This window comes from Leclercia sp. LSNIH1 (genome assembly GCF_002902985.1).
Taxonomy (GTDB): Bacteria; Pseudomonadota; Gammaproteobacteria; order Enterobacterales; family Enterobacteriaceae; genus Enterobacter.
In genome coordinates this window covers 2,001,841-2,024,606 of record NZ_CP026167.1, presented here as the reverse complement: position 1 = coordinate 2,024,606, position 22,766 = coordinate 2,001,841, and the positions used below count along the sequence as shown (strand labels likewise).

Here is a 22,766-nt window from a genome sequence, read left to right as displayed (position 1 = left end):
AGATGGACATTATTGTTCCGGGTTTACGATGCGCCAGCTTAATCGACTTAATCAGTACCAGCGACTGTGGCAGCCCTCTGCCGGTGCGCCACAGCAGGTCAGCATGGCAGAGCTGGCGAGCCGCTGTTTTTGCAGTGAACGGCATGTCCGCACCCTGCTGCGTCAGGCCCAGGAGGCGGGCTGGCTCAGCTGGCATGCGCAGTCCGGACGCGGAAAGCGCGGTGAGCTACGCTTTTACGTCACGCCGGAATCGTTACGTAACGCGATGATGGAAGAGGCGCTGAAAAGCGGGCATCAGCAGAACGCCCTGGCGCTGGCACAGCTGGCCCCCCAGGCGCTGCGCGCGCTGCTGCATCCTTTTCTGGGCGGGCAGTGGCAGAATGATACGCCGACGCTGCGCATTCCCTATTACCGTCCACTCGATCCGCTCCAGCCTGGTTTTCTGCCGGGCCGCGCTGAACAGCATCTCGTGGGACAGATCTTTTCCGGACTGACCCGGTTCGACGATACCCGCAGCGAACCTGTGGGCGATCTGGCGCATCACTGGGATATCTCGACCGACGGGCTGCGCTGGCATTTCTACATTCGCTCCACGCTGCACTGGCACAACGGGGATAAAGTCGAGGCAACCCAGCTCCAGAGCCAGCTGGCGAAGCTGCTTACCCTGCCCGCGCTGCGCAAGCTGTTTAACAGCGTGAGGCAAATTGAGGTCACCCATCCTCAGTGCCTGACTTTTGTATTACACCATCCCGACTACTGGCTGGCGCACCGGCTGGCAAGCTATTGCAGCCACCTTGCCCATCCTGAACAGCCCCTGACCGGGAGCGGGCCGTTTCGCCTGGCAATCTTCGATCCTGACCTGGTCCGGCTGGAAAGCCACGAGCAGTACCACCTCGGGCATCCGCTGCTGAAAGCGATCGAATACTGGATCACGCCTCAACTTTTTGACCAGGATTTAGGTACCAGCTGTCGTCATCCGGTGCAGATTGCCATCGGTGAGCCGGAGGAGCTTGCCAGCCTGCGGCTGGTCAGTAACAGCATCAGCCTCGGTTTTTGCTACCTCACGCTGAAACAGAGCGATCGCCTAAGCGAAGCGCAGGCCCGACGGATGATCGAGATCATCCATCACTCGTCGCTGCTGCATACGCTGCCGCTGGACGAGAATCTCATCACGCCGACCCAGGAGTTGCTGCCGGGCTGGTCAATCCCGCAGTGGACGCGGGAACAGGAGACCGTTCTGCCGGAAACGCTCACTCTGCTTTATCACCTGCCGGTGGAGTTGCATACCATGGCGGAACAGTTGAAACGCTATCTGGCGCAGGAAGGGTGTCAGCTCAGAGTGATGTTTCATGATGCCAAAACGTGGGACGGCTGCACCGCCCTGGCGGAGGCGGATATCATGATGGGGGACAGGTTAATTGGCGAGGCGCCAGAATACACCCTGGAGCAGTGGCTGCGCTGTGATGCCCTGTGGCCTTATCTGCTCAGCGCACCGGAGTTCGCGCACCTGATGGCGACCCTGGATGCCGTTCAGACCCAACCCGACGGTTCTGCCCGCCATCTGGCGCTGAAAGAGGTTTACTCCCGCCTGATGAAGCGTGCCGTGCTGACGCCGCTGTTCAACTATCAATATCAAATCAGCGCCCCGCCGGGGGTAAATGGTATCCGGCTGAATCCGCGCGGCTGGTTTGACTTTACCGAGGCCTGGCTGCCAGCGCCGAAAACGTGAAGAAGCTGGTCGCCGCCACGGGCAGACGCTACCATAGGTCTTTAACCGTCAAAGTTGGGAAGATTAATGAAACGTGCCGTTGTCGTCTTCAGTGGAGGTCAGGACTCCACGACCTGTCTGGTTCAGGCTCTGCAGCAATATGATGAAGTCCATTGTGTGACTTTTGACTATGGCCAGCGCCATAGCGAAGAGATTGAGGTCGCGCAAAAACTGGCGGTGAAACTCGGCGCACGGGCGCATAAGGTGCTGGATGTCACTCTGCTCAACGAACTGGCGGTGAGCAGCCTCACCCGGGACAGCATTCCGGTACCGGACTACGAACCGGATGCCGAGGGGATCCCGAATACCTTCGTACCGGGGCGTAATATCCTCTTCCTGACCCTGACGGCCATCTATGCTTACCAGGTAAAAGCCGAGGCAATCATCACCGGCGTGTGCGAAACCGACTTCTCGGGCTATCCGGACTGCCGCGATGAGTTTGTTAAAGCCCTTAACCACGCTGTGAACCTCGGCATGGCCAAAGATATCCGTTTCGAAACGCCGCTAATGTGGCTCGATAAAGCCGAAACCTGGGCGCTGGCCGACTACTGGGGCAAGCTGGATCTGGTGCGTAACGAAACGCTCACCTGCTACAACGGCATCAAAGGCGATGGCTGCGGCCAGTGTGCGGCGTGTAATCTGCGCGCTAATGGCCTGAATCACTATCTGGCGGATAAAGCCGGGGTGATGGCGGCTCTGAAGAAAAAAACCGGTCTTAACTGACCGGAGCGGTCTGCCGGGTGAAAAGATGCTTCGCCCGGCATCAGAAGCGGGGTTATTTGATTAACAGCTCCAGCTTCTCACGTAACTCCCCCTCCAGCGGCAGCGCTTTCTGCGTTTTCAGATCGATGCAGACAAAGGTAATCAATGCATCTGCCACCACCTGTCCTTCCGGCTCCAGGGTGATCACCTGGCTCAATACCCCACTTTTCCCGTTCAACTGCTGTAGCTGGCTGGTCACGGTGAGTAGATCGCTGAGCACTGCGGGCCGGCGATAGTTGATATTGATGTTCACCACCACAAAAGCGATACGGTGCGCGGTCATCCATTGAAAACTGTCGCTGTTTTCCAGTCCATCCCAGCGCGCCTCTTCGAGGAACTCCAGATAACGGGCGTTATTAACGTGTTGGTAAACATCAAGGTGGTAACCGCGAACTTTGATTTGGGTCTGCATAGCGCAATAGCCTTCAGGGTAGTTAATTATAAGATTCAGAGGTCATAACTGGTACGACCTCTTTATCCTGGCAAATTTTTACCACTGTGCAAGTTATTACAGCATCAGGTGCGCAAGATTACGTTCCACCAGCGCCCCACCCATACCCGGAACCTGCCGGAGATCGTCCAGAGTTTTAAACGGACCGTACTCTTCGCGGTAACTGACGATCGCCTGGGCTTTTTTTATCCCCACGCCATTCATCACCTTTGCCAGCTCCTCTGCCGATGCAGAATTAATGCTGACCCGCACCCCTTCCTCTTCGCCGTTTTTGCTGCTCGCGGCGGCTTTCGACTGCGGTGATGATGTGACGGAGACCGACGGCTCAGATTTGCTTTGCGTGACCGGCGTTTTCGCGACCGAGGGTGCCGCCAGCGCGCTGTGGCTCAACCCCGCCGTTACGATGGCAAGCGTGATGAAAAGGGCTTTGATTCCATGTTTCATGCTGTTTTCTCCTTGTTTGTTGACAGCCCCCTTACCTTATTCGGGCCGCTTTTCAGGCACAAACAGCAGATTGCAGAAATGGAAAAGGCCGCGAAAGCGGCCTTTTGGTATTGCAGTATGTTGCTTAAGTTTGCGACCAGCGCCGTAATTACTGCTGAGTAATGATATCGCCCAGCTTAATTTTGGCTTCTTTACGCAGATTACTCATCAACGCTTCGAAAGCGATTTGGGCGTTGTTCTGGGTGATACCCTGAACCATCGCTTTCTTCTGCGCTTCCGGCATGGTGCCCGCTTTGACTTCATCCAGCGCCACAATCACTACGTTGCCCTGCATATCGTTGGCGATACCAAAGCTCGGTTTGTCTTTCGCAGGCTGGCTCAGGGTAAATGCCGCCTGGCTGATCGGATCCTGACCGGTACGGCTCAGGGTCTTCGCCTCGCCAAAGCTCAGGCCAGCCGCTTTCAGCGCCTCATCACCTTTACCGGCTTTCAGCTCAGCCAGCAGCTTTTCAGCATCCAGCTTCGCCTGCTGCACGGCTTTGTTATGTTTCACCAGCGCAGCGATCTGATCTTTCACCTCGTCCAGCGGCTTAACAGCCTCCGGCTTGTGTTCACTCACACGCAGGACAAAGGCGCGGTCGCCGTCCACGGTGATGATGTCGGAGTTGCTGCCCGGGGTGCCGTTTTCGCCCACCAGACCACCGCTAAAGATAGCATCCGCCACTGGCTTGAAGTTCAGCTCCTCCGGCAGGTTGTCACGATCAAACCAACCGGTGGTGACAGCTTTCGCGCCCGCAGCCTGCTCAGCGCCCGCCAGGGATTCGTTGTCGTTGCTGGCCGCATCGCTCAGTTTCTGCTGCAACGCATAGAAGCCATCCAGCGCTTTCTCCTGCTTCACTTTCGCCGCAATCTCATCATGGACGTCCGCCAGCGGTTTGGTTGTCGCAGGGGTAATATCATCCAGACGTGCCACCAGGAAACCGACGGAAGATTTAATCACGCCAGAAAGTTGACCTTTCTCTTTCAGGCCGGCATTTTTCAGCTCGTCCGGGGTGGTGGCCTCTTCCAGCCAACCCATGTCACCGCCGTTTTTCGCAGAGATGATATCGGTGGACTTCTCTTTTGCGACCGTTGCAAAGTCGGTGCCTTTGTTCAGCTCATCCAGCGCCGCTTTAGCGTCGGCTTCCGTTTTGGTCTGAATCACGCTGTAACGGTTACGCTGTGGCTGAGTGAACTGATCCTGATGCTGATCGTAGTAAGACTGGATCTCCGCATCGGTGGCGTTCTCCTGCATCGCAGCCGCATCCAGCTTGATGTAGCTCACGCGGAACTGTTCCGGGGCGGTGAAGTTGTTTTTGTTCTGCTCGTAGTAGCTTTTCACCTCTTCGTCGCTCGCCTGCTGTTTAGCCGCCAGGGCGTTAACGTCGAAAGTGGCTTCGCGCACGACGCGCTGCTGAGCAACCAGCGTCGCCAGCTCGTCCGCTTCGCCCTTAAGCATGAAGTCGGTGCCTACAACAGCGTTAATAAGCTGCTGAGTGGTGAGCTGATTGCGCAGTGCCTGAGCGTATTGATCCGGCGTCATCCCCATCTGATTAACGATGGCGGTATAACGGGTGTTATCAAATTTGCCGTTATTCTGGAAAGCAGGAGTAGCGAAAATCGCATTCTTCACCTGATCATCGCTGATGCTCAGACCCAGCTCACGGGCATACTGATCCAGCAGCGCTTCGTCGATAAGACGGTTCAGCGTCTGCTGACGCAGGTTCTTCATGTACCCTTCGTTCGCCGCCAGTTCAGAGAACCGATCGCCTAACTGTTGCTGCATGCGGTTACGTTCACCGGCAAATGCATTCTCAAACTGCCCACGGCTGATTTCCTGGTCGTTCACTTTTGCGGCGTAGTTTGTACTACCGCCAATCAGGTATCCGCTCACGCCGGTCAATATGAACGACACGATAATGATACCGAAAATAATCTTGAGCACGAGACTGTTAGCAGCCGTGCGTAAGCTGTCCATCATGGTGTAACCACACTCCGCTGTAGGTGACTGGTGACCTGACGCTGGCGGAATCCTGACCGCAGCGCGTAAAGACGTATTGTGACAAGAAACCGGGGCTATTGTCAGCCCACAACTCGCATAAACTCACATAAATCAGGCCTGGACAAACAAAAAAGGCACATCAAATGATGCGCCCTTGTACTTTTCAACTTCCCTGAAGTAAGAAAGCGATCAGTTTACCGCGTCTTTCAGCGCTTTGCCGGCACGGAAGCCCGGAACTTTAGCAGCAGCGATGGTGATCTCTTTACCGGTCTGAGGGTTGCGGCCAGTACGGGCAGCACGCTCTTTAACAGCAAAAGTACCAAAACCTACCAGCGCTACGTCGTCCCCAGCCTGCAGAGATTCGGTAACAGAAGCAATCAAAGCATCTAACGCACGTCCAGCCGCAGCTTTGGAGATGTCAGCACCCGCAGCAATTTTGTCAATCAGTTGAGATTTATTCACTCTTCTCTTCCTCTCTTTATAATTTATATCGCGTCTGAATCCTTCACAACGCGACCGCGCAGCAGTTATATCAGGCCTGCCATGACCTTACAACACCCGTTGTTGATGGCTGGCCCAATCAGCAATCTAAATTAGCTATACAAAAAAAGGCTGGCAAGCCCGAAATAGCTTACCAACCTTTTTTTTATTGACGCTCTTTGCGCGAGGTCACTATTTTGCGGTCACAACCTGCATTCCTGAAGGCTCATTCTGCAGCGCAAGTGTCAGAACTTCCTCAATACGTTTCACCGGATGGATATCCAGATCGGCGATCACGTTATCCGGAATCTCTTCCAGATCGCGCTTATTCTCGTACGGAATGAGAACCGTTTTAATGCCACCGCGGTGTGCCGCCAGCAGTTTCTCTTTCAAACCGCCAATCGGCAATACCTGGCCACGCAGGGTGATTTCGCCGGTCATTGCCACATCGGCACGAACCGGGTTACCCGTCAGGCAAGAGACCAGCGCGGTACACATGGCGATACCGGCGCTTGGGCCATCTTTCGGCGTTGCCCCTTCCGGCACGTGAACGTGAATGTCGCGTTTTTCGTAGAAGTCCGGATTAATACCCAGTTTTTCCGCGCGGGCGCGCACCACGGTCAGCGCAGCCTGAATGGACTCCTGCATCACTTCACCCAGCGATCCGGTGTAGGTCAGCTTACCTTTACCCGGTACGCAGGCGGTTTCAATGGTCAGCAGATCGCCGCCTACTTCAGTCCATGCCAGACCCGTAACCTGTCCGACGCGGTTTTCGCTGTCCGCGCGGCCATAGTCGTAGCGCTGAACACCGAGGTATTCGTGCAGGTTGTCGCCAGTGATTTCAATGTGCTTCAACGACTTATCGAGCAGCAACTGTTTAACCGCTTTACGACACAGCTTGGAAATTTCACGCTCCAGGCTACGCACGCCCGCTTCACGGGTGTAGTAACGAATGATGCCGATAATCGCGCTATCATCGACGGTCAGTTCGCTCTCTTTCAGAGCGTTACGTTCAATCTGCTTCGACAGCAGGTGACGACGGGCAATGTTCAGCTTTTCGTCTTCGGTGTAGCCAGAAAGACGGATCACTTCCATACGATCCAGCAGCGGTGCCGGGATGTTCATGGAGTTAGAGGTCGCCACGAACATCACATCGCTCAGATCGTAGTCCACTTCCAGGTAGTGATCGCTAAATGCCACGTTCTGCTCTGGATCCAGCACTTCAAGCAGGGCAGACGCCGGATCGCCGCGCATATCGGACGACATTTTGTCGATCTCATCTAACAGGAACAGCGGGTTTTTAACGCCCACTTTCGCCATCTTCTGGATCAGTTTGCCCGGCATTGAGCCGATATAGGTCCGGCGGTGACCGCGGATTTCCGCCTCGTCACGCACCCCGCCCAGCGCCATACGGATATATTTACGACCGGTGGCTTTGGCGATGGACTGCCCCAGAGAGGTTTTACCCACCCCCGGCGGCCCGACCAGGCAGAGAATTGGCCCCTTGAGCTTATTCACACGGCTCTGAACCGCAAGGTACTCAAGGATGCGGTCTTTGACACGCTCAAGACCGTAGTGGTCGGTATCCAGGATCTCCTGGGCCTGGCGCAGGTCTTTTTTGACCTTGCTGCGGGCGTTCCACGGAACCTGAACCATCCACTCGATATAGCCGCGTACAACGGTCGCTTCAGCCGACATCGGAGACATCATTTTCAGCTTCTGCAGTTCTGCTTCCGCTTTCTCTTTGGCCTCTTTCGGCATTTTCGCCGCGTCGATCTTACGCTTCAGCGCTTCGTTTTCATCCGGCGCGTCATCCATCTCGCCGAGCTCTTTCTGAATAGCCTTCATCTGCTCGTTCAGATAGTACTCGCGCTGAGATTTCTCCATCTGCTTCTTCACGCGGTTGCGAATGCGTTTCTCAACCTGCAGCAGATCGATTTCAGACTCCATCATCGCCATCAGATATTCCAGACGCTCGTTAACGTCGGACATCTCCAGCACGGACTGTTTGTCCGCCAGCTTCAGCGGCATGTGTGCAGCGATAGTGTCTGCCAGACGTGCAGGATCGTCGATACTGTTGAGCGACGTCAGCACTTCTGGTGGGATTTTTTTGTTCAGCTTGATGTAGCCTTCAAACTGACTGATCGCGGTGCGAACCAGCACCTCCTGCTCACGCTCGTCCAGCTGAGGCGAGTCGAGGTATTCCGCTTTTGCCGCAAAGTGTTCGCCATCGTCAGATAGCGTGGTAATACGCGCACGCTGTAGCCCCTCAACCAGCACCTTTACGGTGCCGTCAGGCAGCTTCAGCATTTGTAAAATAGAGGCCACGGTCCCGACGGTGAAAAGATCGTTTACACCCGGCTCATCCGTTGATGCTTCTTTCTGCGCAACCAGCATGATTTTTTTATCATGATCCATGGCGGCTTCAAGGCAACGGATAGATTTTTCCCGCCCTACAAATAAGGGTATGACCATGTGCGGATAAACCACCACATCGCGCAACGGCAATACGGGGATTTCAATGCGTTCAGAACGCTCAGGATTCATAGAGCTCTCTCTTAGTTTAGTGTCCGCCAGGTAAGCTGGTCATGAGACTGTGCTTCACATAACCATTAACATGTAATCCAGTATATGGGGATGTTTCCCACACATTCAACGTCATGTTTACGGAAAAATAAAAGGGGGGATTAAATCCCCCCTTTTTGATTAACTGCTTGTATGCTCTGGTGAATTATTCGCCAGATGCCTGCTGCGCTTCCGGCGTACCGTAAATCAGCAGCGGCTTGCTTTGACCGGCAATCACGGACTCGTCGATGACCACTTTCTCGACCTCTTCCAGGGAAGGCAGGTCGTACATGGTATCAAGCAGGGCTGCTTCAACGATGGAACGCAGGCCACGGGCACCGGTTTTACGTGCCATCGCTTTTTTAGCAATCGCATCAAGCGCTTCGTCGCGGAATTCCAGCTCAACACCTTCCAGATTGAACAACGCCTGATACTGCTTGGTCAGGGCATTTTTCGGCTCTTTCAGAATTTGAATAAGCGCATCTTCGCTCAGTTCTGTCAGCGTGGCGACAACCGGCAGACGACCGATGAACTCAGGGATCAGACCAAACTTGATCAGATCTTCTGGCTCAACCTGCATCAGCAGTTCGCCCTCTTTCGCTTTTTCAGACTTCGCTTTTACGGTGGCGCCAAAGCCAATACCCGAGCCGGTTTCAACACGGTTAGCGATGACTTTATCCAGACCGGCAAACGCACCGCCACAGATAAAGAGGATCTTGGAGGTATCAACCTGCAGGAACTCCTGCTGAGGATGCTTACGACCGCCCTGCGGTGGAACCGCGGCAACCGTCCCTTCGATCAGTTTCAGCAATGCCTGCTGCACACCTTCACCGGAAACGTCACGGGTGATCGATGGGTTATCGGATTTACGCGAGATTTTATCGATCTCATCGATATAAACGATACCGCGCTGTGCTTTCTGCACATCGTAATCACATTTCTGCAGCAGTTTCTGAATGATGTTTTCCACATCTTCACCCACATAACCGGCTTCGGTCAGGGTGGTGGCATCGGCCATGGTGAATGGAACATCCAGCAGACGTGCCAGCGTTTCTGCCAGCAGGGTTTTACCGGAACCGGTTGGGCCGATCAGCAAAATGTTACTTTTGCCCAGCTCAACGCCGTTGCTGTTATCCCCGTTACGCAGACGTTTGTAGTGGTTGTACACCGCCACTGCCAGCACTTTTTTCGCCTGTTCCTGGCCGATGACATAGTCGTCAAGATGATGACGAATCTCATGCGGGGTCGGTAACGCGCTGCGCTCGCGGTGTGGTGCGACTTCTTTAATCTCTTCGCGGATGATGTCGTTACATAAGTCGACACATTCGTCGCAGATATACACGGATGGCCCGGCAATCAGTTTGCGCACTTCATGCTGGCTTTTGCCGCAAAAAGAGCAGTAAAGCAGTTTGCCCGATCCATCTTTGCGTTTATCTGTCATGAGTCAAAACCTCTTTTTAAGTTCTTTGTGCCGCACATGACGACGCAAATGCCATTCTCAGACGCAAGCTGCTCGTAAGCAAAGTGCCGCCCTACCATAGTATAGCGGCACACCCGCGTCGTGGGCATCAATTACGATGGGTCAAAATGGAGTCGACTAAGCCGTACTCAACTGCCTCTGGTGCGGACAGGAAGCGATCGCGCTCGGTATCACGCTCGATCTGCTCAAGTGATTGACCCGTGTGGTGAGCCATAAGTTCATTCATACGCCCTTTAACTTTCAGAATTTCACGGGCGTGAATCTCAATGTCTGTCGCCTGGCCCTGGTATCCGCCCAGCGGCTGGTGGATCATAACGCGCGAATTCGGCAGGCAGAAGCGCTTGCCTTTCGCCCCTGCGGTCAGCAGGAATGCGCCCATCGATGCCGCCTGGCCCATACAAATGGTGCTCACATCAGGCTTGATGAACTGCATGGTATCGTAAATGGACATCCCGGCGGTGATAACGCCACCCGGGGAGTTAATGTACAGGTAAATGTCTTTTTCCGGGTTTTCCGCTTCCAGAAACAGCATCTGCGCCACGATCAGGTTCGCCATGTGGTCTTCCACCTGGCCGGTCATGAAGATAACGCGCTCTTTAAGCAGACGGGAGTAGATATCAAAAGAACGTTCACCGCGAGAGGTCTGTTCAATAACCATTGGCACCAGCGCCATATGGGGTGCAAAGTTATCTCGTTCGCCACTGTATGACATTTCCGTCTCCTGGATAAAAAATGAAAATACCTGCTGTACTGATTGTAACCTTGCGGACGGATTATCAGCCAGTCTCTTTAATACTGCTTCCCCACTAATGGGGATGGCTCAGCCCTATTTCAAGCATAACAATCTTTTGTTGTAACGCTAACACTGAAAAGGCGTTTTATCACGCTTCGTGATTTATAACTGTGATAAAAAAAACCCGCCGCCGAAAGGCAACGGGTTTTTTGCTCAAACTTTAAACAAAGCGGGCAGAATTATGCCTGCTGGTTCATCAGTTCGTTGAAAGAAGTGGCTTTTTCGGACACTTTCGCTTTGGCCAGAACCGCTTCAACAGCCTGCTCTTCCAGGGCGACATTGCGCATGTTTTCCATCAGCTCTTTGTTGCTGCCGTAGAAAGCAACAACTTCTGACGGATCTTCGTAGGCAGAAGCCATCTCTTCGATCAGACCTTTAACACGCTCTTCGTCAGCTTTCAGCTCGTGGGTACGAATCACTTCGCCCAGCAGCAGACCAACGACAACGCGGCGTTTAGCCTGCTCTTCGAACAGCTCGCGTGGCAGCTCCAGCGCTTGCTTCTCGTTGCCACCGAAACGCTGTGCAGCCTGACGGCGCAGAACGTCGATTTCGCTGTCGATCAGGGCAGACGGGATCTCGATCTCGTTAGCTTTAACCAGACCTTCGATAGCCTGAGACTTCACGCGGTTACGCACGGCGCCTTTCAGCTCGCGCTCCATGTTTTTACGCACTTCTGCACGCAGACCTTCAACAGAACCATCTTCAACGCCGAAACGTTTGATGAAATCTTCAGTCAGTTCTGGCAGCTCGCGGTCTTCGACTTTCTTCAGGGTAATGGCGAACTTAGCCGCTTTACCTTTCAGGTTTTCAGCGTGGTACTCTTCCGGGAAGGTCACGTCGATGGTGAACTCTTCGCCAGCGCTGTGGCCTTTGATACCGTCTTCGAAGCCTGGGATCATACGACCCTGGCCCATCGCCAGTACGAAGTCAGACGCTTTACCGCCTTCGAACTCTTCGCCGTCTACAGAGCCGGTGAAGTCGATGGTGACACGGTCTTCTGCATCAGCAGCGCCGTCTTTGTCTTTCCAGGTCGCCTGCTGCTTACGCAGGGTGTCCAGCATGCCGTCAACGTCAGCTTCAGTCACTTCAACGACAGGTTTTTCAACTTCAATCGTTTCCAGGCCTTTCAGCTCAACTTCAGGATAGACTTCGAACTCTACTGCGTAGGTGAAGTCTTCGCCCAGTTTGTATTCACCCGGAACATAGGTCGGGGAACCGGCTGGGTTGATTTTTTCTTTGATGATCGCGTCAACAAAGTTGCGGCTCATCAGGTCACCCAGCACGTCCTGGCGAACAGAAGCGCCATAACGCTGAGCAACGACATTCATCGGTACTTTGCCCTTACGGAAGCCGTCAATACGGACTTTCTTCGCTACGTTGACCAGCTCGCTTTTTACAGCGTTTTCGATGCTGTCAGCAGCGATTGTAATCGTTACACGGCGGCCAAGGCCTTGAGTGGTTTCAACTGAAACTTGCATCTTGTTACCTCAAAAAAATCACAGTGCTCGGTCAACTCTGAATTTGCCTCGCAATACCGGGATGCTCTCTTGTAGCAGATTCACATTCCCTGTCGCCAGAATCATCCCGAAGACATTCATTAAGACGCGGCATTATAGCGGCATCACTTTAGTGAGTCGAGAACGGTTGGCGTATGTTGCTGCGGCTTTTTTCACAAATTAAGGCTATTTTTAGCCTTAAAATCGCGCCACCGGCTCAAAACCCGGACAAAACAAAACGGCCCGCAGGCCGCTTTGACGTAATCTTTATGCAACATACTGGAAAAGCTCCTGCTGTTGCAAACAGGATTTATTAGGCGATCGTCCCGGCTCCCCGGCACGGTGGCGATGCGAAAATCGTATCCTGTAACCCTTTCCACTCTTTGATTGTATAAGTGTGGAGCGCCAGCGCATGGACCGTGGTCGAGAGCTCTTCCGTCAAGGTTCCGTAGATCATACGGTGACGGTTGAGAAAACGCTCGCCAGCGAAACGGTCACTGACCAGCACCACCTTAAAGTGGCTCTCAGAGCCTGCCGGTACGTTATGACGATAGCTTTCGTCGACGACTTCAAGGAACACAGGTTCAAACGCCGCCCTTAACTTATCTTCAATCTGTTCACGTATCATCATGAAATTACTCCTCCGACAACGCTGAGATGTCACCCATCCCTTTAAATGTTAGCCGCTTTTACCGCTTGCATAACAACAAGACAACAAAAATTTAGCTTTCGTCTGATTTTCTCATTCAACCGTATGAAGTCCTATAAGGGAAGCGTCGTTTTGTCGTTCGAATAACGGAAAAGCGTTTCAGGTGGTTAGTTTTCAGACAAGGCGATGAATTTACATGCGTTGACCACTTCCCCTTGCCGTTGGCGATGTTATGATGGCGGCAATTTTTATCTCTATATGCTTACGATTCGTTGAGAGCCTGAACATGTTAAAAAAACTCTTTTTCCCTTTAGTCGCCCTGTTTATGCTGGCTGGCTGCGCGACCCCGCCAACCACCATTGATGTTTCGCCAAAGATCACCCTGCCACAACAGGATCCAAGCCTGATGGGCGTGACCGTAAGCATTAACGGCGCAGACCAGCGTCGCGACCAGGCGCTGGCGAAAGTTACCCGTGACAACCAGGTCGTAACCCTGACCGCCTCCCGCGATCTGCGTTTCCTGCTGCAGGAAGTGCTTGAGAAGCAGATGACCGCTCGCGGTTATATGGTCGGCCCAAGCGGTGCGGTGGATCTGCAGATCATCGTGAACAACCTGTACGCCGACGTCTCTCAGGGCAACGTGCGCTATAACATCGCCACCAAAGCCGATATCGCCATCATCGCTACCGCGAAGAACGGCAACAAGATGAACAAAAACTACCGTGCAAGCTACTCTGTTGAAGGTGCGTTCCAGGCCTCTAACCAGAATATTGCTAACGCGGTTAACAGCGTGCTGACCGACACCATCGCCGATATGGCGCAGGACACCAGCATTCACGAATTCATCAAGCAGAACGCACGTTAAGTCTGCCTGCTGACCCGGCCTCCGGTCGGGTCAGTTTTACCTCATGTCCAGTCACTACTTACGCATTTTCCAGCAGCCTAAATCAGCTATCTTGCTGATCCTCGGTTTTGCCTCCGGTTTACCCCTTGCCCTGACATCCGGCACGCTACAGGCGTGGATGACCGTCGAAAATATCGATCTTAAAACCATCGGCTTCTTCTCGCTGGTCGGTCAGGCCTATGTCTTTAAGTTTTTATGGTCACCCATGATGGACCGCTACACGCCGCCTTTCCTCGGCAGACGTCGTGGCTGGTTGCTGATGACCCAGGCGATGCTGCTGCTGGCGATTGCCGCCATGGGCTTTCTTGAGCCTGCGTCACAGCTGCGCTGGATGGCTGCGCTGGCAGTGGTGATCGCGTTTTGCTCTGCGTCGCAGGATATCGTTTTTGATGCCTGGAAAACGGACGTGCTTTCAGCCGAAGAGCGCGGCGCCGGGGCCGCCATCAGCGTGCTGGGTTACCGTCTGGGCATGCTGGTCTCAGGCGGGCTGGCCCTGTGGCTGGCGGACAGATACCTCGGCTGGCAGGGAATGTACTGGCTGATGGCCATCCTGCTTATTCCCTGCATGATCGCCACAATTCTTGCTCCGGAACCGAGCGATGTGATTCCGGTCCCCCGCTCCCTTGAGCAGGCTGTGGCTGAACCGTTGCGCGACTTTTTTGGCCGTAACAACGCCTGGCTCATTCTGCTGTTGATTGTGTTGTACAAACTTGGCGATGCGTTTGCGATGAGCCTGACCACCACCTTCCTGATACGTGGTGTGGGCTTCGATGCTGGTGAAGTGGGGGTCGTTAACAAAACGCTGGGGCTGATTGCCACCATTATCGGCGCGCTCTACGGCGGCGTGCTGATGCAGCGCTTAAGCCTGTTCCGTGCCCTGCTGATTTTCGGCATTCTGCAGGGGGTTTCAAACGCCGGGTACTGGCTGCTCTCCATCACCGATAAGCATATGCTCAGCATGGCGACGGCGGTGTTCTTCGAGAATCTGTGTGGTGGGATGGGGACAGCCGCGTTTGTCGCGCTGCTGATGACCTTGTGCAATAAATCGTTCTCCGCCACGCAGTTCGCCCTGCTCTCGGCCCTCTCTGCGGTGGGTCGGGTCTATGTTGGCCCTATCGCGGGCTGGTTTGTTGAAACGCACGGCTGGGCGGAGTTCTATCTGTTCTCTGTGTTTGCAGCCATTCCTGGGCTGCTCCTGTTATTACTATGCCGCCGTTCGCTGGAATATACCCAGCAAACCGAACACTTTATGGAAAGAACGCTCTACTCGTACGCCTATCGCTTCGCCTTAAGAATCTTACTTGCGGGATCTCTGATGCTGGCGCTGTGGCTTGTCGCGGCGATCGTGAATGCCACAACCACGCTCGATCTGCCGTTTACCCTGCTGCTGCTTGATGTGGGTGCGCTACTGGCGATGGTCGGGATCGTAACCGGTGCGCTTCTCGATTATCTGGCCATGCGTAAAACCCAAACGGCGTAAAATGATAAAAAACGGTTATTTGCCGTTGTAATCACCTTGTGAAATTATAACGGCGAATAAATCTGTCCCGGTCAAAATAATATTTGTTGTTTCGTGCTTCTTAGAATTCCGGAAATTATTGGAAGCGGTAATAAACCCTATTTTCCTTTAACCGATTCAGCAACCGAAAGATTAATTTTCCGTTTTTTAATTGTCTTTTTATTGAAAATTATTTGTTAATTATTTGTGTCTTTTCCGCAATGGTTATACCAATTACCCCCTTTCCCCTCCCGACAGGACTGGATTCGTTATAAGCCGCGAATGGCGGGACTCCTGTCCAGGATTGGCTATACTTTGCAACATGTGTGACTTATCTGGCAGAACCCGGTAACACGTTACTGACACAGTCCTAATCATGTTTACAGTAATGTAACCTTCCCGTAAAATGCCCCCACACTTTAAACGCCACCAAGGTCCCCGTGGAATTGAGGTCGTTAAATGACACTTAGGAAATACAATAAAGGTTTGGGCTGGTTGTCGTTAATTGCAGGCACTGTATTACTCAGTGGCTGTGATTCTGCGCTTCTGGACCCCAAAGGACAGATTGGACTGGAACAACGTTCCCTGATTCTGACGGCTTTCGGCCTGATGATGATCGTCGTTATTCCTGCCATTTTGATGGCTATTGGTTTTGCCTGGAAGTATCGTGCGAGCAACAAAGATGCGAAGTATAGCCCTAACTGGTCACACTCCAATAAAGTGGAAGCTGTGGTCTGGACGGTGCCTATCCTGATCATCCTGTTCCTTGCCGTGCTGACCTGGAAAACCACTCACTCGCTCGAGCCGAGCAAACCGCTGGTTCACGATGAGAAACCTATCACCATTGAAGTGGTCTCCATGGACTGGAAATGGTTCTTCATCTACCCGGAACAGGGCATTGCTACCGTGAATGAAATCGCCTTCCCGGCGAACACTCCGGTAGAGTTCAAAGTGACCTCTAACTCCGTGATGAACTCCTTCTTTATTCCGCGTCTGGGCAGCCAGATTTACGCGATGGCCGGTATGCAGACTAACCTGCACCTGATTGCCAACGAAGCAGGCACCTATGACGGTATCTCCGCCAGCTACAGTGGTCCGGGCTTCTCTGGTATGAAGTTCAAAGCCATTGCCACACCTGACCGTGCCGCTTTCGACCAGTGGGTCGCTAAAGCGAAACAGTCCCCGAACACCATGTCTGACATGGCTGCGTTCGAAAAAGTGGCAACGCCTAGCGAATACAACAAAGTGGAGTACTTCTCTAACGTGAAACCGAATTTGTTCAAAGATGTCATTGGCAAATTTATGGGACATGGCAAGAGCATGGACGTGACCCAGCCTGAAGGCGAGCACACCTCGCACGAAGGTATGGAAGGCATGGACATGAGCCACGCGGAAACCGCTCACTAAGGGGCCGAGGAAGAAAATGTTCGGAAAATTGACACTGGATGCAGTGCCGTACCATGAACCCATTATCATGGTTACGATTGCTGCAATTATCATTGGTGGCGCGGCCTTAGTTGGCCTGATCACTTACTTCGGTAAGTGGAGCTACCTGTGGAATGAGTGGCTGACTTCGGTTGACCACAAAAAACTCGGCATCATGTACTGCATCGTCGGTATCGTCATGTTAATTCGTGGCTTTGCGGATGCGATCATGATGCGTAGCCAGCAGGCGCTCGCCTCGGCGGGTGAAGCAGGCTTCCTGCCACCGCACCACTACGATCAGATCTTTACCGCCCACGGCGTTATCATGATCTTCTTCGTGGCGATGCCGCTGGTTATCGGTCTGATGAACGTAGTTGTGCCGCTGCAGATCGGTGCGCGCGACGTTGCGTTCCCGTTCCTGAACAACCTGAGCTTCTGGTTCACGGTTGTCGGTGTGATTCTGGTTAACCTCTCTCTGGGCGTCGGTGAGTTCGCGCAGACCGGTTGGCTGGCCTATCCGCCGCTATCGGGAATTGAATACAGTCCTGGCGTAGGTGTTGACTACTGGATTTGGGCGCTGCAGCTCTCCGGTATCGGTACTACCCTGACCGGTATTAACTTCTTCGTGACCATCCTGAAGATGCGTGCCCCAGGCATGACGATGTTCAAGATGCCGGTATTTACCTGGGCATCTCTGTGCGCCAACGTCCTGATTATCGCCTCTTTCCCAATTCTGACCGTCACCATCGCGCTGCTGACCCTGGATCGCTATCTGGGTACCCATTTCTTTACCAACGATATGGGTGGCAACATGATGATGTACATCAACCTGATTTGGGCCTGGGGTCACCCGGAAGTGTACATCCTGGTTCTGCCGGTGTTCGGTGTCTTCTCCGAAATCGCGGCGACCTTCTCGCGTAAACGTCTGTTTGGTTACACCTCGCTCGTGTGGGCAACCGTATGTATTACCGTTCTGTCGTTCATCGTCTGGCTGCACCACTTCTTCACCATGGGTGCGGGCGCGAACGTAAACGCCTTCTTCGGTATTACGACCATGATTATCGCAATCCCTACCGGGGTTAAGATCTTCAACTGGCTGTTCACCATGTACCAGGGCCGTATCCAGTTCCACTCAGCAATGCTGTGGACCATCGGCTTCATCGTGACCTTCTCCGTCGGTGGGATGACCGGTGTACTGCTGGCTGTTCCAGGTGCTGACTTCGTTCTGCACAACAGCCTGTTCCTGATCGCGCACTTCCACAACGTTATCATCGGCGGCGTCGTCTTCGGTTGCTTCGCTGGCGTAACCTACTGGTGGCCAAAAGCGTTCGGCTTCACGCTGAACGAAACCTGGGGTAAACGCGCGTTCTGGTTCTGGATTATCGGCTTCTTCGTGGCATTTATGCCGCTGTACGTGCTGGGCTTCATGGGTATGACCCGTCGTCTGAGCCAGCAGATCGATCCGCAGTTCCACCCAATGCTGCTGATTGCAGCGGGCGGCGCGGCGCTGATTGCCTGCGGTATCGCATGTCAGCTGATTCAGTACTACGTCTCTATCCGTGACCGTAACCTGAACCGCGACCTGACCGGTGACCCATGGGGTGGCCGTACGCTGGAGTGGGCGACCTCTTCTCCACCGCCGTTCTATAACTTTGCCGTTGTGCCGCACATTCATGAGCGTGACGCATTCTGGGAAATGAAAGAAAAAGGCGAAGCGTACAAGCAACCTACGCATTACGAAGAGATCCACATGCCGAAAAACAGCGGTGCGGGCATTGTCATCGCCGCATTCACTATGGTATTTGGTTTCGCAATGATCTGGCACATCTGGTGGTTGGCGATTGTTGGCTTTGCCGGCGTCGTAATTAGCTGGATTGTGAAGAGCTTTGACGAGGACGTGGACTACTACGTACCAGTCCGTGAAGTCGAAAAACTGGAAAACCAGCATTTCGATGAGATTTCTAAAGCGGGGCTGAAAAATGGCAACTGATACTTTGACGCACTCAACTGCCCACGCGCATGACCACGCGCACCACGATACAGGGCCGACGAAAGTTTTCGGCTTCTGGATCTACCTGATGAGCGACTGCATTCTGTTCTGCTGTCTGTTCGCGACCTATGCCGTTCTGGTGAACGGCACAGCGGGCGGCCCGACCGGTAAGGACATTTTTGAGCTGCCGTTCGTTCTGGTTGAAACTGCCCTGCTGCTGTTCAGCTCCATCACCTACGGCATGGCGGCTATCGCCATGTACAAAAACAACAAGAGCCAGGTTGTCTCCTGGCTGGCGTTGACCTGGTTGTTTGGTGCTGGATTTATCGGGATGGAAATCTATGAATTCCATCACCTGATCATGGAAGGCTTCGGCCCGGATCGCAGTGGCTTCCTGTCAGCGTTCTTCGCGCTGGTCGGTACCCACGGTCTGCACGTGACTTCCGGTCTGATCTGGATGGCAGTGCTGATGTTCCAGATTTCCCGTCGCGGCCTGACCAGCACTAACCGCACCCGTATTATGTGCCTGAGCCTGTTCTGGCACTTCCTGGATGTGGTTTGGATCTGTGTGTTCTCTGTAGTCTATCTGATGGGGGCGATGTAATGAGTCATTCTAACGATCATGGCGCTTCCCACGGCAGCGTAAAGACCTACATGACAGGGTTTATCCTGTCGATCATCCTGACGGTCATTCCGTTCTGGATGGTGATGAGCGGTACTGCTTCTCACGCGGCAATTCTGGGTACCATCCTGGTTACCGCGGTAGTGCAGATTCTGGTGCATCTGGTTTGCTTCCTGCACATGAACACCAAGTCTGATGAAGGCTGGAATATGACAGCATTCATCTTTACCGTGATTATCATCGCAATCCTGGTAGTCGGATCCATCTGGATTATGTGGAACCTCAACTACAACATGATGGTTCACTAAGAGCGGCGAGTATGTTTAAGCAATACCTGCAAGTAACAAAACCAGGCATCATCTTTGGCAACCTGATCTCGGTGATCGGAGGGTTCCTGCTGGCTTCTAAAGGCAGCATCGATTACGCCCTCTTTATCTCCACGCTGATTGGGGTGTCACTGGTGGTTGCGTCCGGTTGTGTATTTAACAACTACATCGACATGGATATCGACAGGAAGATGGAAAGGACGAAAAATCGGGTGCTGGTAAAAGGCCTGATGTCTCCTGCCGTCTCGCTGGTGTACGCCACCTTGCTGGGTATTGCTGGCTTTATGCTGCTGTGGTTCGGTGCCAACCCTCTGGCCTGCTGGCTGGGGGTAATGGGTTTCGTGGTTTATGTGGGCGTCTACAGCCTGTATATGAAGCGTCACTCCGTCTACGGTACGTTGATTGGTTCTCTCTCCGGCGCTGCGCCGCCGGTGATTGGCTACTGCGCAGTCACCAACGAGTTCGACAGCGGTGCGCTCATCCTGCTGGCTATCTTTAGCCTGTGGCAGATGCCGCACTCCTACGCCATTGCGATTTTCCGCTTTAAGGATTATCAGGCAGCGAACATCCCGGTCCTGCCGGTGGTGAAAGGCATCTCTGTCGCCAAGAACCATATCACCCTCTACATCATCGCTTTTGCGGTGGCTACGCTGATGCTTTCACTGGGCGGTTACGCCGGATATAAATATCTGGTGGTGGCTGCAGCGGTCAGCGTCTGGTGGCTCGGCATGGCGCTGCGCGGATATAAAGTTGAAGATGATAAAGTCTGGGCGCGTAAGCTGTTCGGCTTCTCGATCATCGCTATTACCGCGCTGAGCGTCATGATGTCTGTAGATTTTATGGTCCCGGACTCACATAGCCTGCTGACTTACGTCTGGTAAGCTTGCCTGACAGCGTCACTCAACAGCCCGCCACCGTAATGGTCGCGGGCTGTTTTTTTTAATGTCATATCAAAAATTAATTATTTCAGCACGACAGATCACCTTAATATATTAATTAAGCTAAAAAAAGAACATATAACTCCTTTCGCTACATTTTGTCTGTCGCATTGTTATTATCTGGTGGTACTCTCTCGCCGTGAGTATTTAGCTCACCTTCTTTTTCATTTAATAAGGAAATAAAAGTGAAAGAATTATCACTAAATGAAATGCACTATGTCTCAGGTGGTTTTAATCTGTTCGGTGCTGCGACCGGCTTCACCCAGTTTGTCTGTAACTCCGGGGTCGGCTTTGGCTCTTTCGTTAGCACCGCAGGTGCCGCCTTTGCTGACTTCGTGGTAGACAGCGCTATCGCTTTTGGCTCATTCGTGCTGGGAAATTCTAACTGGCAAACTTTTGTTGATACCGGTTCAAATAACTGGAACGGTTTTGTCTCAACAGCAGGAAATAGCTGGTCAACCTTCGTTAATAACGCGGCCAGCGACTGGAATAATTTCCTCGCAAAAGCCAACGCGTAAAATAGGTAACGCTGCAGAAACAGGTTATTCAACCTGTTTCTGGTTCATCATTAATTAACGTAAGTCGCCGAATCCAGCAAACACCCTATCCCCTCCCCTTTCGTTTACCCTGTTTTCTACTTAATAGCACAGATCATTCATGTAATTTATATTTGCTCACCATCGCTCTGTTTACCCGCACGCTCGCTCGCACTACACTGGACGCGCTTTTTAGACAGAGGTGGTAATGAACGATTATAAAATGACGCCAGGCGAGCTACGCGCGACCTGGGGGTTGGGGACAGTTTTTTCACTGCGCATGCTCGGCATGTTCATGGTCCTGCCGGTCCTGACGACATACGGTATGGCGTTACAGGGCGCAAGTGAGGCGCTGATTGGCCTTGCCATCGGCATTTATGGCCTGGCGCAGGCCATATTTCAGATCCCCTTTGGCCTGCTTTCCGATCGCGTCGGCCGTAAACCGTTAATCGTCGGCGGGCTGCTGGTGTTTGTCGCCGGTAGCGTGATTGCCGCCCTCTCCCACTCTATCTGGGGCATTATTCTCGGTCGCGCGTTGCAGGGCTCCGGTGCCATTGCCGCCGCCGTGATGGCGCTGCTTTCCGATCTGACCCGTGAACAGAACCGCACCAAAGCGATGGCCTTTATTGGCGTCAGCTTCGGCGTGACCTTCGCCATCGCCATGGTACTGGGTCCGATTATCACGCATGCACTTGGGTTACACGCCTTGTTCTGGATGATTGCCGTGCTGGCGACGCTGGGTATCGCCCTGACGATATGGGTAGTGCCGGACAGCAAAAATCATGTGCTGAACCGCGAGTCTGGAATGGTGAAAGGCTGCTTCAGCAAAGTACTGGTTGAGCCGCGCCTGCTGAAGCTCAACTTTGGCATTATGTGCCTGCACATTTTGTTGATGTCTACCTTCGTCGCCCTGCCCGGCCAGCTTGCCGCAGCGGGTTTTCCTGCGGCCGAGCACTGGAAAATCTACCTGGTGACCATGCTCATCTCGTTTGTCTCCGTGGTGCCATTTATTATTTATGCCGAAGTGAAGCGCCGGATGAAGCGCGTCTTCATCACCTGCGTCGCTCTGTTGTTGATTGCGGAAATTGTGTTGTGGGGCTCAGGCCCGCACTTCTGGGAGCTGGTTGCCGGGGTGCAGCTGTTCTTCCTTGCGTTCAACCTGATGGAAGCCCTGCTGCCGTCCTTGATCAGTAAAGAGTCGCCGGCAGGCTATAAAGGCACGGCAATGGGGATCTACTCCACCAGCCAGTTTATCGGCGTGGCAATCGGCGGGTCATTGGGCGGCTGGGTTGATGGCCTGTTTGATTCGCAAACCGTTTTCCTCGCGGGTGCGCTGCTGGCAACCCTCTGGCTACTGGTCGCCAGCACCATGAAAGAACCGAAGTATGTCAGTAGCCTGCGGGTGGAAATTCCGTCTGATGTGAATATCAGCGATGCCTTAAAACAGCGCCTTGAAGCCAAAGAGGGAGTCAGTGAGGTATTACTGGTACCTGAGGAGCGCAGTTTGTATGTCAAAATCGACAGTAAAGTGACAAACCGCTTTGAAGTTGAACAGGCCCTGAAAGCCTGAAAAAATGCCCGGCTTAGCCGGGCATTTT

At 53.3% G+C, this 22,766-nt stretch carries 20 protein-coding genes; 11 read left to right on the top strand and 9 right to left on the bottom strand.

Annotated elements, in window-relative coordinates; all coding sequences use genetic code 11:
- Positions 1-28 precede the first annotated feature (28 nt).
- A complete protein-coding gene (locus C2U54_RS10010; protein ID WP_103178488.1) occupies positions 29-1,729 on the top strand; it encodes an SgrR family transcriptional regulator in 1,701 nt (566 codons plus the stop codon).
- Positions 1,730-1,795: 66 nt separating this feature from the next.
- A complete protein-coding gene (gene queC / locus C2U54_RS10005; RefSeq protein WP_103178487.1) occupies positions 1,796-2,491 on the top strand; it encodes a 7-cyano-7-deazaguanine synthase QueC in 696 nt (231 codons plus the stop codon).
- A 52-nt stretch (positions 2,492-2,543) separates the two neighbouring features.
- Here queC and fadM read toward each other — a convergent pair whose 3' ends face one another.
- The 9 genes from fadM to bolA all read right to left on the bottom strand — a co-directional run bounded on the left by fadM (position 2,544) and on the right by bolA (position 12,911).
- Positions 2,544-2,942, bottom strand: coding sequence for a long-chain acyl-CoA thioesterase FadM (fadM, locus tag C2U54_RS10000; protein ID WP_103178486.1), 399 nt, complete (start codon positions 2,940-2,942; stop codon positions 2,544-2,546).
- A 96-nt stretch (positions 2,943-3,038) separates the two neighbouring features.
- Complete coding sequence (locus tag C2U54_RS09995) at positions 3,039-3,425, bottom strand: helix-hairpin-helix domain-containing protein (protein WP_103178485.1); 387 nt, start codon at positions 3,423-3,425, stop codon at positions 3,039-3,041.
- Between the two features lie 148 nt (positions 3,426-3,573).
- The gene (gene ppiD / locus C2U54_RS09990) at positions 3,574-5,445 is read right to left on the bottom strand and encodes a peptidylprolyl isomerase (protein ID WP_103178484.1); all 1,872 of its coding nucleotides are present in this window, start codon (positions 5,443-5,445) and stop codon (positions 3,574-3,576) included.
- A gap of 210 nt (positions 5,446-5,655) precedes the next feature.
- Positions 5,656-5,928, bottom strand: a complete 273-nt coding sequence (gene hupB, locus C2U54_RS09985) for a nucleoid-associated protein HU-beta (protein WP_002444653.1) — start codon at positions 5,926-5,928, stop codon at positions 5,656-5,658.
- Between the two features lie 210 nt (positions 5,929-6,138).
- Positions 6,139-8,493: an endopeptidase La gene (gene lon, locus C2U54_RS09980; RefSeq protein WP_103178483.1), complete on the bottom strand. Its 2,355-nt coding sequence runs from the start codon at positions 8,491-8,493 to the stop codon at positions 6,139-6,141.
- A 184-nt stretch (positions 8,494-8,677) separates the two neighbouring features.
- On the bottom strand, positions 8,678-9,952 hold the full coding sequence (clpX, locus tag C2U54_RS09975) for an ATP-dependent protease ATP-binding subunit ClpX (RefSeq protein WP_103178482.1): 1,275 nt from the start codon (positions 9,950-9,952) through the stop codon (positions 8,678-8,680).
- A 127-nt stretch (positions 9,953-10,079) separates the two neighbouring features.
- The gene (clpP, locus tag C2U54_RS09970; protein WP_032616835.1) at positions 10,080-10,703 is read right to left on the bottom strand and encodes an ATP-dependent Clp endopeptidase proteolytic subunit ClpP; all 624 of its coding nucleotides are present in this window, start codon (positions 10,701-10,703) and stop codon (positions 10,080-10,082) included.
- A gap of 260 nt (positions 10,704-10,963) precedes the next feature.
- On the bottom strand, positions 10,964-12,262 hold the full coding sequence (tig, locus tag C2U54_RS09965; RefSeq protein ID WP_103178481.1) for a trigger factor: 1,299 nt from the start codon (positions 12,260-12,262) through the stop codon (positions 10,964-10,966).
- Positions 12,263-12,593: 331 nt separating this feature from the next.
- A complete protein-coding gene (gene bolA, locus C2U54_RS09960; protein WP_039032378.1) occupies positions 12,594-12,911 on the bottom strand; it encodes a transcriptional regulator BolA in 318 nt (105 codons plus the stop codon).
- A 304-nt stretch (positions 12,912-13,215) separates the two neighbouring features.
- Here bolA and C2U54_RS09955 point away from each other — a divergent pair, with 304 nt between their 5' ends.
- From C2U54_RS09955 to C2U54_RS09915, 9 genes are all read left to right on the top strand, one after another.
- Entirely contained in the window at positions 13,216-13,794 is a 579-nt protein-coding gene (locus C2U54_RS09955; protein WP_103178480.1) for a lipoprotein, read from the top strand.
- Between the two features lie 43 nt (positions 13,795-13,837).
- Entirely contained in the window at positions 13,838-15,313 is a 1,476-nt protein-coding gene (ampG, locus tag C2U54_RS09950; RefSeq protein WP_103178479.1) for a muropeptide MFS transporter AmpG, read from the top strand.
- A 477-nt stretch (positions 15,314-15,790) separates the two neighbouring features.
- The gene (cyoA, locus tag C2U54_RS09945) at positions 15,791-16,738 is read left to right on the top strand and encodes a cytochrome o ubiquinol oxidase subunit II (protein ID WP_103178478.1); all 948 of its coding nucleotides are present in this window, start codon (positions 15,791-15,793) and stop codon (positions 16,736-16,738) included.
- A 16-nt stretch (positions 16,739-16,754) separates the two neighbouring features.
- Complete coding sequence (cyoB, locus tag C2U54_RS09940; protein WP_103178477.1) at positions 16,755-18,746, top strand: cytochrome o ubiquinol oxidase subunit I; 1,992 nt, start codon at positions 16,755-16,757, stop codon at positions 18,744-18,746.
- A complete protein-coding gene (locus C2U54_RS09935; RefSeq protein ID WP_103178476.1) occupies positions 18,736-19,350 on the top strand; it encodes a cytochrome o ubiquinol oxidase subunit III in 615 nt (204 codons plus the stop codon). Before cyoB ends, C2U54_RS09935 begins: the two co-directional genes overlap by 11 nt.
- Positions 19,350-19,676 carry a cytochrome o ubiquinol oxidase subunit IV gene (locus C2U54_RS09930; protein WP_103178475.1) on the top strand — a complete coding sequence of 109 codons (327 nt, stop codon included), beginning with the start codon at positions 19,350-19,352 and terminating at the stop codon, positions 19,674-19,676. Before C2U54_RS09935 ends, C2U54_RS09930 begins: the two co-directional genes overlap by 1 nt.
- An 11-nt stretch (positions 19,677-19,687) precedes the next feature.
- Complete coding sequence (gene cyoE / locus C2U54_RS09925) at positions 19,688-20,575, top strand: heme o synthase (RefSeq protein ID WP_103178474.1); 888 nt, start codon at positions 19,688-19,690, stop codon at positions 20,573-20,575.
- A 242-nt stretch (positions 20,576-20,817) separates the two neighbouring features.
- Positions 20,818-21,150 carry a hypothetical protein gene (locus C2U54_RS09920; RefSeq protein WP_103178473.1) on the top strand — a complete coding sequence of 111 codons (333 nt, stop codon included), beginning with the start codon at positions 20,818-20,820 and terminating at the stop codon, positions 21,148-21,150.
- Positions 21,151-21,376: 226 nt separating this feature from the next.
- Positions 21,377-22,738: an MFS transporter gene (locus tag C2U54_RS09915; RefSeq protein ID WP_103178472.1), complete on the top strand. Its 1,362-nt coding sequence runs from the start codon at positions 21,377-21,379 to the stop codon at positions 22,736-22,738.
- Positions 22,739-22,766: the final 28 nt, after the last annotated feature.

Coding starts and splice junctions, on each gene's coding strand:
- fadM (WP_103178486.1), bottom strand. CDS start 2,942: ATGCAGACCCAAATCAAAGTTCGCGGTTACCACCTTGATGTTTACCAA.
- tig (WP_103178481.1), bottom strand. CDS start 12,262: ATGCAAGTTTCAGTTGAAACCACTCAAGGCCTTGGCCGCCGTGTAACG.
- cyoA (WP_103178478.1), top strand. CDS start 15,791: ATGACACTTAGGAAATACAATAAAGGTTTGGGCTGGTTGTCGTTAATT.
- C2U54_RS09915 (WP_103178472.1), top strand. CDS start 21,377: ATGAACGATTATAAAATGACGCCAGGCGAGCTACGCGCGACCTGGGGG.
- C2U54_RS10010 (WP_103178488.1), top strand. CDS start 29: ATGCGCCAGCTTAATCGACTTAATCAGTACCAGCGACTGTGGCAGCCC.
- clpP (WP_032616835.1), bottom strand. CDS start 10,703: ATGTCATACAGTGGCGAACGAGATAACTTTGCACCCCATATGGCGCTG.
- C2U54_RS09930 (WP_103178475.1), top strand. CDS start 19,350: ATGAGTCATTCTAACGATCATGGCGCTTCCCACGGCAGCGTAAAGACC.
- C2U54_RS09995 (WP_103178485.1), bottom strand. CDS start 3,425: ATGAAACATGGAATCAAAGCCCTTTTCATCACGCTTGCCATCGTAACG.
- queC (WP_103178487.1), top strand. CDS start 1,796: ATGAAACGTGCCGTTGTCGTCTTCAGTGGAGGTCAGGACTCCACGACC.
- ppiD (WP_103178484.1), bottom strand. CDS start 5,445: ATGATGGACAGCTTACGCACGGCTGCTAACAGTCTCGTGCTCAAGATT.
- ampG (WP_103178479.1), top strand. CDS start 13,838: ATGTCCAGTCACTACTTACGCATTTTCCAGCAGCCTAAATCAGCTATC.
- bolA (WP_039032378.1), bottom strand. CDS start 12,911: ATGATGATACGTGAACAGATTGAAGATAAGTTAAGGGCGGCGTTTGAA.
- clpX (WP_103178482.1), bottom strand. CDS start 9,952: ATGACAGATAAACGCAAAGATGGATCGGGCAAACTGCTTTACTGCTCT.
- C2U54_RS09935 (WP_103178476.1), top strand. CDS start 18,736: ATGGCAACTGATACTTTGACGCACTCAACTGCCCACGCGCATGACCAC.
- cyoB (WP_103178477.1), top strand. CDS start 16,755: ATGTTCGGAAAATTGACACTGGATGCAGTGCCGTACCATGAACCCATT.
- cyoE (WP_103178474.1), top strand. CDS start 19,688: ATGTTTAAGCAATACCTGCAAGTAACAAAACCAGGCATCATCTTTGGC.
- C2U54_RS09955 (WP_103178480.1), top strand. CDS start 13,216: ATGTTAAAAAAACTCTTTTTCCCTTTAGTCGCCCTGTTTATGCTGGCT.
- lon (WP_103178483.1), bottom strand. CDS start 8,493: ATGAATCCTGAGCGTTCTGAACGCATTGAAATCCCCGTATTGCCGTTG.